Below are 13963 nucleotides of genomic sequence, written 5' to 3'. Positions count from 1 at the left end.
CGCTTAAGAAGATACTTAAAAAACGCGACGCAACTTGGCAGTAGATTGATTAATCTCGCCTTGTAACTCTCTGATAACTGGTTCATAGTTCATCCCATAATTAGCGCCGAGGACATAAGAATGCCTTATTTATTAGCAATTGTACTATCAATTTTCACTTTAACAGGGTGTCAATCTGCTTATTACTCAGCAATGGAGCAGGTTGGGTATCATAAACGAGATATTATGGTCGACCGCGTCGAAGATGCCAAAGAATCTCAACAAGATGCACAAGAAGAATTCACCAGTGCACTTGAAGCCTTGTCTGCGATCACCAACTTTGATGGTGGTGAGCTAGAAAATGTCTACAACAACATCAATGACAAATACGAAGATAGCGAAAAAGCGGCTCAAGACGTACGTGACCGTATTGCTGCGATTGAAGACGTATCCGGCGCACTGTTTGATGAGTGGCAAGATGAGCTAGAGCTGTACTCGAGTGCGAAACTGCGTCGTTCAAGCGAGCAAAAACTACGTGAAACCAAAGCCTCGTACAAAACCATGCTTAGCGCTATGAAGCGTGCAGAGAAAAAGATGACACCGGTACTGGATACGCTACGTGACAACACGTTGTACTTAAAACACAACCTTAACGCCAGTGCGATTGGTTCTTTGCAAGGTGAGTTCTCTAGCTTAGAGAAAGACATTCAGTTTGCGATCAAACAAATGAACGAAGCGATTGCAGAGTCCGATAAATTCCTACAAAAGCTCAATCAAAAGTAAATGATTTAGACCTCCTCCAAGTGAGGAGGTTTTAGTCGGCGACCTCACCGAGTAAACCGATGACTCTTCGAACAAAGCCTACCCTCTCTGGTACAGTTCCCCATGGCACTTCTACCACTTCATAACCCAACTCAGTATAGACACTCACTAACGACTGATGAATCTCCAATGCTTCTTCAAAGCTGTGCGGACGCACTTCATCTTGTACGTAAATGGATGCTTCAGGTCGACAAGTAAACACCTGACTATGGTACCCAGCGCTTTCGGTTAAGAAAGCTTGGTCAACCTTACAGCCGCCCACTTGTAGGTATGCAATGATGTCGGGGATGGCGCGATCAACAAACGCAACATCATGACAACGCGCATCACTCTTTTGTTTGTCCATCAACCCAAGGCATAACTTGGCAAACTCAGGTAAATTCGTCCACGGCAAAATACCATTTTCTAACTGGCTTTGCTGCTCAATCAAGTCGCGAGACCCTTCAGGAAACGTGGCATAACCACACGCGTCTAGCGCATTCAGCAGTGTTGTTTTTCCCGCACCAGGCCCACCGGTGATAATAATCGGGTTCATATTCAACTCCAGAAAACAAAAAGCCCCGAGCATAACTCGAGGCTTCTTCTTAATTGAATCGCTTAACGAAAATTATTTCGCGCCACGAGAAGCACGCTTACGGTCGCTTTCCGTTAGGAACTTCTTACGGATACGGATGCTTTCAGGCGTTACTTCTACTAGCTCGTCGTCATCGATGAATTCTAGTGCTTGCTCAAGAGTCATCTTGATAGGCGGAGTAAGAACCTGTGCGTCATCTGTACCAGATGCACGAACGTTGGTTAGCTGCTTACCTTTCAGTGCGTTTACCGTTAGGTCGTTGTCACGGCTGTGAATACCGATAACCATACCTTCGTAAACTTCAACACCGTGACCGATAAATAGACGACCACGCTCTTGAAGGTTGAACAGTGCGTTAGTTAGCGCTTTACCCATCGCGTTCGCGATTAGTACACCGTTTACACGTTGACCGATGTTACCGCCTTTGTGAGGGCCGTAGTGATCAAACGTATGGTAAAGAAGACCTGAACCTGAAGTCAGTGTCATGAATTCCGTTTGGAAACCGATCAGACCACGTGATGGCATAACGAAGTCCATACGCACACGACCTTTACCGTCTGGAGACATGTCTTTCAGCTCACCTTTACGTAGGCCGATGTTCTCCATGATGCCGCCTTGGTGCTCTTCCATTACGTCGATAGTTACCGTTTCGAACGGTTCCATCAACTGACCATCTTCTTCTTTGATGATTACTTCTGGACGAGATACTGCTAGCTCGAAGCCTTCACGACGCATGTTTTCGATCAGGATAGAAAGGTGAAGTTCACCACGACCTGATACGCGGAATTTATCTGGATCGTCTGTTTGCTCAACGCGTAGTGCAACGTTGTGTACCAGTTCCTTCTCAAGACGCTCAAGGATGTTACGTGACGTTACGAACTTACCTTCTTTACCCGCGAATGGAGACGTGTTTACTTGGAACGTCATTGTTACTGTTGGTTCATCAACAGACAATGGTGGTAATGCTTCTACTGCGTTTTGTGCACAGATAGTGTCAGAAATTTTCAGCTCGCCAAGACCAGTGATTGCGATGATATCACCCGCGTTAGCTTGTTCCACTTCGTGACGCTCTAGGCCAAGGTAGCCCATTACTGTACCCACTTTACCGTTGCGAGTTTTACCATCAGCACCAATAATGGTTACCTGCTGGTTTGGTTTAACGCTACCACGAGTTACGCGAGCCACGCCGATAACACCAACGTAAGAGCTGTAGTCTAGCTGAGAAACTTGCATCTGTAGTGGACCATCAAGGTCAACATTTGGCGCGTCAACAACATCAACGATAGTTTGGAATAGTGGTTCCATGTTCTCGCCAGTTTCGCCTTCTTCTAGAGAAGCCCAACCGTTAAGTGCTGATGCGTAAACTACTTTAAAGTCTAGCTGGTCATCAGTTGCACCTAGGTTGTCGAACAGGTCGAACACTTGGTCCATAACCCAATCAGGACGTGCGCCAGGGCGGTCAATCTTGTTGATTACAACGATTGGTTTTAGACCGTGAGCAAACGCTTTTTGTGTTACGAAACGCGTTTGAGGCATTGGACCATCAACTGCGTCAACGATAAGTAGTACAGAGTCTACCATCGACATGATACGCTCAACTTCACCACCGAAGTCCGCGTGTCCCGGAGTATCTACGATGTTGATACGGTAATCGTTCCAGTCGATTGCTGTGTTTTTAGCAAGAATGGTAATACCGCGCTCTTTCTCGATGTCGTTCGAGTCCATGACTCGCTCTTCAGCTTCACCGCGAGACTCAAGCGTGCCTGATTGTTGTAGCAGCTTGTCAACCAACGTGGTTTTACCGTGGTCAACGTGCGCGATGATCGCGATATTTCTTAATTTATCAATCTGTGGAGTAGCCATGGATATTGATTCACTTAGATAGATGAAATGCCCCCACGCTGAGAACGGGTGCTCTCTGGCGACATTTGCTGATTAAAAAAACGGCCATAATGTACCAGATTTTAGCAAAAAGCCTAGAAATATGTGATCTACTCCCGAGCATTTCTGCGATTTTTACGCTTAATGCCCATTTTCTTCCTCAGAACGAATTGATTAAACGCAACTTTATTCTAATCGATGCATAATTCAAATTGACTCTTGCTCAAAAACTGGGCTGAATACGCAATGTACCTGTCACATTATGGTGCAACAATGATTTTTGGCACCATAATAGTGCAAGCAAAGATCATTTTGGTGCAAGCAAGTGCACCAAACTAGCATTCAAAAACACAATTGCTTGAAATTAATGGAATATTTTTTTTGGCACGGTTTTGGCTTTAGTTAAAACAGCATCGATTAATGAAAAGTCAAATTGATTAATCAATGCCAGGTTTCATGAATAATTCATAAATCGAGCTTTTACCGCTTATTAACACTGGAGGTTATCCAAGATGTCAGTAGAAAACGTTCTATCGCTGATCCAAGAAAACGAAGTTAAGTTTGTTGACCTACGCTTCACTGATACAAAAGGTAAAGAGCAGCACATTTCGATCCCTGCTCACCAAATCGACGCAGACTTCTTCGAAGAAGGTAAAATGTTCGATGGTTCATCAGTTGCTGGCTGGAAAGGTATCAACGAATCAGACATGGTAATGATGCCTGACGCATCTTCTGCTGTGCTTGACCCATTCACGGAAGACGCAACACTAAATATCCGTTGTGACATCTTAGAGCCTGCAACAATGCAAGGCTACGACCGTGACCCACGCTCTATCGCAAAACGCGCTGAAGACTTCATGCGTTCTACAGGTGTTGCAGATACTGTACTTATCGGTCCTGAGCCAGAATTCTTCCTATTTGATGACGTGAAGTTCTCGACAGACATGTCAGGCTCTTTCTTCAAAATCGACGACGTAGAAGCGGCATGGAACACAGGTTCTGACTACGAAGAAGGTAACAAAGGTCACCGTCCAGGCGTTAAAGGTGGTTACTTCCCAGTAGCTCCAGTAGATTCATCTCAAGACATCCGTTCTGCTATGTGTCTAGTAATGGAAGAAATGGGTCTTGTTGTTGAAGCGCACCACCACGAAGTGGCAACGGCGGGTCAAAACGAAATCGCAACTCGTTTCAACACGCTAACAACCAAAGCTGACGAAATCCAAATCTACAAGTACGTTGTACACAACGTTGCTCACGCGTTTGGTAAAACAGCGACGTTTATGCCTAAACCACTTGTTGGCGACAACGGCAGCGGTATGCACGTTCACCAGTCTCTAGCAAAAGATGGCGTAAACCTATTTGCTGGTGACAAGTACGGCGGTCTATCTGAAATGGCGCTTTACTACATCGGTGGTATCATCAAACACGCTCGTGCAATCAACGCATTCGCTAACCCATCAACAAACTCGTACAAACGTCTTGTACCAGGCTTCGAAGCACCAGTAATGCTAGCTTACTCAGCGCGTAACCGCTCTGCTTCAATCCGTATCCCAGTGGTACCAAGCCCGAAAGCACGTCGTATCGAAGTTCGTTTCGGTGACCCAGCGGCGAACCCATACCTATGTTTCGCAGCAATGCTTATGGCTGGTCTTGACGGTATCAAGAATAAGATCCACCCAGGCGAAGCGATGGATAAAGACCTTTACGATCTTCCAGCTGAAGAAGCAGCAGAAATCCCAACTGTTGCATACTCACTAAAAGACGCGCTAGCAGAGCTAGATGCTGATCGTGAGTTCTTAACAGCGGGCGGCGTATTCTCTGACGACTTCATCGATTCATACATCGACCTTAAGTCTCAGGACGTAGAGCGTGTGAACATGACAACTCACCCTGTTGAGTTCGAACTTTACTACTCTGTGTAAGGTCGACACTGTGTAAAATGTAAACACAGCAATAAAATATTAGGCTCGCCTCGCAGGCGGGCCTTTTTTGTATTCGCCACTCAAGCTTCGACGTTTAACATGAGGGGATAATAAAAATACACTTAGAATTTTTCCTTACAGGTCAAAGAGCTAAGCCATTGAAACGTGAAATCATCGAACAAGAGAAGGTGAGCAATGAAAGTTCAGCTTATTCCATCACTGTGTGCACTCAGCGGATTGTTAATCGCCTCTATCGCCTTCGCGCAGGTCGCGTATACGTGGGTAGATGAAAATGGCGTGGTTCACTTTAGCGATACGCCAAACAAAGGAGCAAAAGCGATCGCACTGCCAAACCTTGAAGCCAGCGCACCAGCTCCTGAGGTAGAAAGTACTGAATCGCTCGCACCTCAGACTACGCCATCTACTGCATCACAAAACAAGCCAGATAAAACAACCGAGAAGCCTCTCCCATTACAACTCTCGATGCTGGCTCCCAAGCACAACGAGACCATCCGCAGCAATCGAGGCATCATCAATATTCAATTAGAAACCAATCGCAAGCTTGGTATCGGTGAGCAATTGCAATTGTTACTCGATGGAAAACCTTATGGTGCACCACAAAACCATATAGTGTGGCAGTTAAACAATATTGACCGAGGCACTCACACACTTGCTGTGCACGCGAAAAGAAGCGGCAAGCTTATTGCATCTACTAGCCCTATAACGGTGCATTTACATAGAGCAAGTGTTAAGCCGACCGTAAAAGGGGCAAAATAGAATATCTGGTGAAAAAAATCACATCACAGCGATGCTTTTCACTTTTTCTTCTAAGATTTATTCGCCATACTTAACGTTCAATTGCACCATTATTGTGCATCGCACAATCTTAAAGCAAAACAAGGACGTAATGTGGATACCAGTCTTCCTAGTGCCATTCTCAACAATATGGTGACAGCAACGCTGATTCTTGATGATGGATTGGCCATCCGTTATGCCAATCCGGCTGCCGAATTGCTGTTTTCTCAAAGCGCCAAACGAATTATTGAACAATCACTTTCTCAATTGATTCAGCATGCGTCGCTGGATCTCGCGCTGCTCACTCAACCGTTGCAAAGTGGCCAAAGCATCACCGACAGTGACGTCACTTTCGTTGTTGATGGCCGCCCTTTAATGCTAGAGGTGACGGTTAGCCCTATCACTTGGCAAAAGCAGTTGATGCTTCTGGTCGAGATGCGCAAAATTGATCAGCAGCGCCGACTCTCTCAAGAACTGAACCAACACGCCCAACAACAAGCAGCGAAGCTGTTAGTCCGAGGGCTTGCACATGAGATTAAAAATCCGCTTGGCGGCTTACGCGGTGCGGCGCAATTGCTAGAAAAAATGCTGCCAGAGCCCTCTCTCACCGAATATACACACATCATCATTGAGCAAGCAGACCGTTTAAGGGCGCTCGTGGATCGATTACTAGGACCGCAAAAGCCAGGTAAGAAGACACAAGAAAATCTGCACCAAATTCTTGAAAAGGTTCGCCAACTGGTTGAATTAGAGTCACAACGCTCAATCATCATTGAACGAGATTATGACCCAAGCTTGCCAGAGATTTTGATGGATACAGACCAAATCGAGCAGGCAATGCTTAATATCGTCAGCAACGCCGCACAAATTCTTAGCCATCAAGAGCACGGGAAAATAACCATTCGCACCAGAACGGTGCATCAAGCCAATATTCACGGCAAACGCTGTAAACTCGCTGCTCGTGTCGAAATCACAGACAACGGCCCAGGTATTCCACCGGAACTACAAGACACGCTGTTCTATCCCATGGTCAGTGGCCGCGAGGGAGGAACTGGATTAGGGCTATCTATTTCGCAAAATTTGATCGACCAGCACAATGGAAAAATAGACGTAGAAAGCTGGCCTGGTCACACAACATTTACTATTTATCTGCCGATCTGAGTGCGCTAATGGACTTCAAGTCGCGTCAGTTTTTCGGTTTGCTGCAAGGATTACTACATGAGTAAAGGATATGTTTGGGTCGTTGATGACGACAGTTCAATTCGCTGGGTAATGGAGAAAACGCTCTCCTCTGCCAACATCAAATGTGAAACCTATGCCGATGGGGAAAGCGTGTTAATGGCGCTCGAACGCGAAGTGCCGGATGTTCTAGTATCAGACATTCGCATGCCAGGTATTGATGGGTTGGAGCTACTAAAACAAGTACAGCGCGATTACCCAGACCTTCCCGTGATTATCATGACCGCGCACTCAGATTTAGATGCGGCAGTGAATGCGTACCAAAAAGGTGCTTTTGAATATTTACCAAAACCTTTTGATATTGATGAAACTTTAACTCTGGTTGAACGAGCCATTGCACACAGCCACGAAAACAAACGCGAGCAGCTCTCTCCAGAAGACATTCCAGCAGAAACGCCTGAAATTATCGGTGAAGCACCAGCGATGCAAGAGGTGTTTCGCGCCATTGGTCGTCTTTCTCGCTCCTCTATTTCAGTCTTGATTAACGGTGAATCGGGCACGGGTAAAGAACTCGTTGCTCATGCACTGCACCGTCACAGTCCACGTGCTAACAAACCTTTCATTGCGCTCAATATGGCGGCGATTCCCAAAGACTTGATTGAATCAGAACTGTTTGGCCACGAAAAAGGCGCGTTTACGGGGGCAAACAATGTTCGTCAAGGACGATTCGAACAAGCCAATGGCGGCACTCTATTTTTAGACGAAATCGGCGACATGCCATTGGACATTCAAACTCGTTTGCTACGCGTTCTAGCTGACGGGCAGTTTTATCGAGTGGGCGGTCACTCTCCGATCAGTGTCGATGTACGAATTGTCGCGGCAACACACCAGAACTTAGAAAAGCTGGTGCAAGAAGGTGACTTCCGTGAGGACCTCTTTCATCGCTTAAACGTGATTCGCGTGCAGATCCCGGCACTGCGTGAGCGTAAGCAAGACATTGAAAAGCTTACACAGCATTTTCTTATCCGTGCGGCTGATGAGCTTGGTGTGGAAACAAAAACTCTCCACCCATCGACCGTGGAGATTCTTAACCGCCTTGATTGGCCTGGCAACGTGCGTCAATTAGAGAATATTTGCCGTTGGTTAACCGTTATGGCCAGTGGTAGCGAAGTGTTACCAAATGACTTGCCAAGCGAACTACTCGAAGAGAAAAAATCCATTTCAGACTCTGCACATGGTAGTTGGCAAGAACAATTGGCGGATTGGGCACGGCATTCACTCGCAGAAGGAGATAAAGAACTACTTTCTTACGCTTTACCAGAATTTGAACGCATTTTATTAGAAGCAGCCTTAGAGCACACTAAAGGTCATAAGCAAGATGCCGCTAAAGTATTAGGCTGGGGGCGAAATACACTCACCAGAAAATTAAAAGAATTGTACTGACAATCACTTACGTGGTGCGTTAACAACGAGCGTCGTTTGTCACTCGATATTAATAAAAACATCAGTACAATTGTGGCGCACCACTATCTATGTGATTAGGCGATGTCTACTGCTACGACTCAAATTACACTGCGTACTGCTGTTCTGATTCCATTTGTCATGATCTTCTTACTGGCGATCGGTGTCATTGTCTACGTCCAAAAACAAAGTTACGAAGAAGTGGTCACGGATATCAGTGACAAGCAACTTTCCGTGTTAACCGAAAGTGTCCACGACCACCTCAATAGCTATCTACGTAAGCCTTTTACTGCGGTTATGGCTCTCGCGCACAACGTCAGCTATCACAACCTTTATCGCCCTCACGATACCTCAGACATTCAAAACTACCTGCTAAGTGCATTCAAAAATCTTTACCAATCGATACCGCAGTTGGATGTAATCGCATTTGGTTCAGAAAACGGCGACTTTGCAGGCTTTCGCCGCGAACTTTCCGACGATTACACCTTAATGGTGCAAGATCGCCACACCGATGGTGATCTGGTTATTTATGGAACCAACCATGTGAGTAACAACATTCGAACGGTTATCTCCCAATACGATCCTCGCACTCGCCCATGGTATAAGCCCGTTGCGGAGAGCCAAAACGCCACTTGGTCTGAAATTTATACCAACGCTGATGAACGCCAGGATATTACGCTATCAGCCATGACGCCGGTGTACAAACACGACCAATTTGCTGGTGTTTTGGTGACAGACATTCGTATCAATACATTCAACGAATTCCTGCGCGAGTTAAAATACAACACTAAAGCGTCGGTCTACATCATGGACCCAGATCATCGTTTAATCGCTCACTCAGGCCCGGGAAGCGTCATCTCATGGGGCACAAAATTTTCGGATAAAGGGCAGCGTTTGCTTGCCGCTGAAAACGCAGACCCGATCATCAAAATCAGTGCGAGCCGCGTCCGGTCTTTCGATCTCAACAACACCAAGCAACCTTATACTTTTTCATTTGAACATGATGGCCAACGTATTTTCAGTCGGCTAACCCCGTATCGAGACCAAGACGGCTTAACATGGTTTATCGGCACCTCCATTTCGGAGTCTGAGCTTCTCGGCCTGTTACCGAAAAGCCAGCAAGAGAGTTGGCTCGTTGGCATTATTGTAAGCCTATTTGGGATCGCCATCAGTTGGATCATTTTCAACCGAGTTACCAGACCAATTAACGCGACGGCCGCCGCCGCTCAGCACCTGGCAAATGGGGATTGGGATAGCGGCATGCCAAAGCCTGGTTATGTGTATGAGACAACCGTACTGGTTCATGCTTTTAATGAAATGGCGAACAATCTAAGAGCGTCATTCAAAGCATTGCGTGAACAGTTGGTTTATGACTCTCTAACACGCTTATATAGCCGTCAGGGTTTGGTCGAAATCTGTGAAAATCAGTCTGATCTTTGTCACGGCAGTTTATTTTTACTTGGCATCAACAAATTTAGAGATATCAACGACAGTGTGGGTCATCACAACGGCGACCAGTTGTTGGTCAGCATCGCTGAAAGGCTAAAACAGCAGTTTCGTGACAACGCATTATTGGCTCGGATTGGTGGTGATGAGTTCGCGGTGTTTCTCTCAAATGTCGACACTGAAACCAAAATTAAACAAACCGAGCGTCGATTACAGCAACTCTTTTCCACCCCATTTATGGTGGAAGGCGAGAATGTAGTGATGAAGATTTCACTTGGTATTGTACAAACCCAGCCAAACGAAACCATGCCTTTATGGTTACGCAACGCCAGCATCGCATTAAGTTACGCCAAACAAGACTCACTGACTGGTGTTTGTCACTACAGCCCAGAACTAGCGAGCGCTTCAAAGTTTCGTACGCAAATGCTGACCAAGATCCAAACTGGCATTGAAAACCGAGAGTTTATTCCTCATTACCAACCGATTGTGGATCTCGTCAGTGGCACAGTGTGTGGCGCCGAAGCACTTGCGCGTTGGCATAGCGACTCAGGTATGGTGTCACCATTAGATTTTATTCCAATCGCGGAAGAAAGCGGCATGATCAAAGCCATTGGCCAACAGATTCTGTTACAAGCTTGTCGCGACACTTACCAAGCGATCGAAAGCAAACAGTGGCCGTCGGACTTCCAACTGCATGTGAATATCTCCGTTAATCAACTATCTTGCCCAAGTTTTGTCGATACGGTGACAAGCGTATTGGATATCACGAAATTACCAGCAAGTAACCTCACACTAGAGATCACAGAATCACGCATCATTGATAGCGCACCGACCACACTAGAAAACATGACTAAACTGCGTGAAATGGGTATTGGTATCGCGATAGATGACTTTGGCACTGGTTACTCATCACTGGGTTACCTCCACTCTCTACCGTTTACTTGCTTGAAGATTGATCGCACCTTCATCAATCAACTCACACAAGAAAACTTAAACAGTTCAGTCGTCGCTGCCGTCATCAATATCACAGCAGGTCTCAAAACTAATGTCGTCGCGGAAGGTGTCGAGGATAGCAATCAAGCACAATTACTGCGCTCTTTAGGCTGTAATCAGGTGCAAGGCTTCTACTACAGCCGCCCTATGCCACTAGAAGAATGGCCAACACATTTGGTGAACATGAAGTAGAAAAGAGCGAGAATCGTTGATTTCCTAGTCATCCTCTACTGACAATCTACCCAACTGTTATTTATACTTAACTGCAAATCTTACCCATGTATTGTCACAGATGATGTTTGGGCCCTGTTCCAGTTCATAACTATCCGGATCGACAAAATGATAACGAAGAACCTTCCTCTTACTGATTTGCACCGTCACCTCGACGGTAACATTCGTACTAAAACGATTCTTGAGCTAGGCCAAAAGTTTGGCATTACCCTACCAGCGTACGATATTGAGTCTCTCACTCCTCACGTTCAAATTGTCGAAGCGGAACCCTCTCTTGTTGCTTTCCTTTCTAAGCTCGACTGGGGTGTTGCTGTACTGGGCGATCTAGATGCGTGTCGTCGTGTCGCGTACGAAAACGTAGAAGACGCGCTAAACGCACAAATCGATTACGCAGAGCTGCGTTTCTCTCCTTACTACATGGCGATGAAACACAAACTACCAGTAGCGGGGGTTGTTGAAGCCGTCGTGGACGGTGTGCAAGCGGGTATGCGCGATTTTGGCGTGAAAGCCAACCTGATCGGTATCATGAGTCGTACATTTGGTACTGACGCATGTCAACAAGAACTGGACGGCATTCTGAGCCAGAAAGATCACATCGTTGCCGTCGACCTTGCGGGTGACGAGCTAGGCCAACCGGGTGATCGCTTTGTGTCTCACTTCAAGCAAGTACGCGATGCTGGCCTTGGGGTAACGGTCCATGCTGGTGAAGCAGCAGGTGCAGAGAGCATGTGGCAAGCAATCAATGAGCTAGGCGCAACTCGTATCGGTCACGGCGTAAAAGCGATTCACGATCCAAAACTGATGGATTACCTAGCAGAAAACCGCATTGGTATTGAATCTTGCCTGACGTCAAACTACCAAACAAGTACGGTAGAAACGCTAGAAAACCACCCTCTCAAGCAGTTCCTAGAGCATGGCGTTCTTGCGTGTCTTAACACTGACGATCCAGCGGTTGAAGGTATCGAACTGCCATACGAATACGAAGTAGCGGCACCAGCCGCTGGTCTGAGCCAAGACCAGATTCGCCAAGCGCAAATCAATGGCCTTGAGATTGCGTTCCTTTCAGAAGCAGAAAAAGCGGAACTGAAAGAAAAAGTAAAAGATCGCGCTTAAATCCAGCGAAAACATAAAAAAATGCCAGCATCTGCTGGCATTTTTTATATCTTGAATCTGTATCTCGGATTAAATAACACGAGAGAATTGTTGCTGACGCGCCTTCGCTCGCAGGTACTTATCGAAGCTCATACAAATATTACGGATCAGCAAACGACCTCGCAGCGTCACACGAATTTCATTGTCATCCACTTCCACCAGCTCATCGTTGATGAAGGTCTGAAGTAGCTGTAAGTCTTCTTTAAAGTACTGATCAAACTTCACTTTAAACTCAGACTCAATGGCTTTCTTGTCTAACTTGAAGTTACAAATCAGCTGCTTAATCACTTCACGACGGAGCAAATCATCAGAGTCCAGCGAGACCCCTTTCCATAGAGCGTGACGAAGTTCGTTGACTTGAGCGTAGTATTTCTTCAGCTCTTTCTGGTTTTGCGCGTACGCATCGCCGATCATCGAGATTGCAGAAACACCAAAGCCAACCAAGTCACATTCACCTTGTGTGGTGTAGCCTTGGAAATTGCGATGCAAAATACCTTCGCGCTGGGCAACAGCAAGTTCATCGTCCGGCAAAGCAAAGTGGTCCATACCGATAAATTGGTAGCCAGCACCAGTCAGTGTCGCGATGGTGTCTTGCAGAATCGCCATCTTCTCCTCTGCTTTTGGCAGGTCTTCGTCTTTAATCTTACGCTGCGCTGCAAATAGCTGTGGCATGTGCGCGTAGTTAAACACGGATAGACGGCCCGGCTGCATCTCTAGCACTTGTTCTAGAGTCTTGGCAAAAGATTCTTTGGTCTGCTTCGGTAAACCGTAAATCAAATCTAGGTTCGTCGAACGAAAGCCTAACTCTTTTGCGCGCGCAACCATCGCAACGATGAACTCTTCATCTTGCTCACGATTCACCAGTTTTTGCACTTCTTTGTTGAAGTCCTGCACACCGATGCTCAAGCGATTGAAGCCTTCACTACGCAGATGATCCAGCATGGTCAGCTCGATTTCACGCGGGTCAACCTCGATACTGATTTCAGCATCGCTACTAAAAGTAAACTCTTGGCGTAGCAGGCTCATTACACGCGTGATTTGCTTTTCAGAGAGAAACGTCGGTGTACCACCACCAAAATGCAATTGCGTCACGGTGCGACCAACAAGTAATGCAGCACGTTGACGAATTTCGTGTTCAAGCACGTCAAGGTATTCATCCGCTTTGTGCGAGTGGCGCGTAATGACTTTATTACATCCACAGTAGTAACAAAGCTTGTGACAGAACGGAATGTGTACGTACAGCGATAATGGGCGTTCTGGGTATTGAGTGCATGCCATATCATAATCAGAAATGGTGAACGCTTCATGAAACTCCAGCGCCGTTGGGTATGACGTATAACGAGGCCCGGAATAGTTGTACTTATCCAATACCGCTTGATCCCAGACGATTTGCTGTTTCGATTCAGTGTGTTGATTCGACATGGTGGTACTTTCCGTTAAATGCTAGGGCAACGAAAGCCGTCACCCGATATTCAGAGCCGCTATTTTGCCATACGACGATGACAAGCGTGGCAACGCCGACTGGCTT

At 46.3% G+C, this 13963-nt stretch carries 10 protein-coding genes; 7 read left to right on the top strand and 3 right to left on the bottom strand.

Annotated elements, in window-relative coordinates:
* Positions 1-120 precede the first annotated feature (120 nt).
* On the top strand, positions 121-762 hold the full coding sequence (locus tag R7O12_RS18855) for a DUF2959 domain-containing protein (protein WP_005382972.1): 642 nt from the start codon (positions 121-123) through the stop codon (positions 760-762).
* A gap of 31 nt (positions 763-793) precedes the next feature.
* On the opposite strand, the gene R7O12_RS18850 is transcribed toward R7O12_RS18855, so the two are convergent.
* Complete coding sequence (locus R7O12_RS18850; protein ID WP_031779018.1) at positions 794-1336, bottom strand: AAA family ATPase; 543 nt, start codon at positions 1334-1336, stop codon at positions 794-796.
* Positions 1337-1408: 72 nt separating this feature from the next.
* Positions 1409-3238: a translational GTPase TypA gene (gene typA, locus R7O12_RS18845; RefSeq protein WP_005379276.1), complete on the bottom strand. Its 1830-nt coding sequence runs from the start codon at positions 3236-3238 to the stop codon at positions 1409-1411.
* Positions 3239-3768: 530 nt separating this feature from the next.
* Here typA and glnA point away from each other — a divergent pair.
* The 6 genes from glnA (at position 3769) to add (ending at position 12396) form a co-directional block, all read left to right on the top strand.
* A complete protein-coding gene (gene glnA / locus R7O12_RS18840; protein WP_005379275.1) occupies positions 3769-5178 on the top strand; it encodes a glutamate--ammonia ligase in 1410 nt (469 codons plus the stop codon).
* Between the two features lie 195 nt (positions 5179-5373).
* Positions 5374-5955, top strand: coding sequence for a DUF4124 domain-containing protein (locus R7O12_RS18835; protein WP_017635013.1), 582 nt, complete (start codon positions 5374-5376; stop codon positions 5953-5955).
* 132 nt (positions 5956-6087) lie between these two features.
* Positions 6088-7134: a nitrogen regulation protein NR(II) gene (gene glnL / locus R7O12_RS18830; RefSeq protein ID WP_017821940.1), complete on the top strand. Its 1047-nt coding sequence runs from the start codon at positions 6088-6090 to the stop codon at positions 7132-7134.
* Between the two features lie 57 nt (positions 7135-7191).
* Positions 7192-8595, top strand: coding sequence for a nitrogen regulation protein NR(I) (gene glnG, locus R7O12_RS18825; protein WP_318126252.1), 1404 nt, complete (start codon positions 7192-7194; stop codon positions 8593-8595).
* 102 nt (positions 8596-8697) lie between these two features.
* Positions 8698-11244: an EAL domain-containing protein gene (locus tag R7O12_RS18820; protein WP_025768297.1), complete on the top strand. Its 2547-nt coding sequence runs from the start codon at positions 8698-8700 to the stop codon at positions 11242-11244.
* Between the two features lie 147 nt (positions 11245-11391).
* Entirely contained in the window at positions 11392-12396 is a 1005-nt protein-coding gene (gene add / locus R7O12_RS18815) for an adenosine deaminase (protein ID WP_172563432.1), read from the top strand.
* Positions 12397-12465: 69 nt separating this feature from the next.
* On the opposite strand, the gene hemN is transcribed toward add, so the two are convergent.
* Positions 12466-13857, bottom strand: a complete 1392-nt coding sequence (gene hemN, locus R7O12_RS18810; RefSeq protein WP_017635016.1) for an oxygen-independent coproporphyrinogen III oxidase — start codon at positions 13855-13857, stop codon at positions 12466-12468.
* Positions 13858-13963 lie beyond the last annotated feature (106 nt).

It is taken from the genome of Vibrio sp. Vb1574 (assembly GCF_033338675.1).
This window is presented reverse-complemented; position numbering and strand designations above follow the sequence as displayed.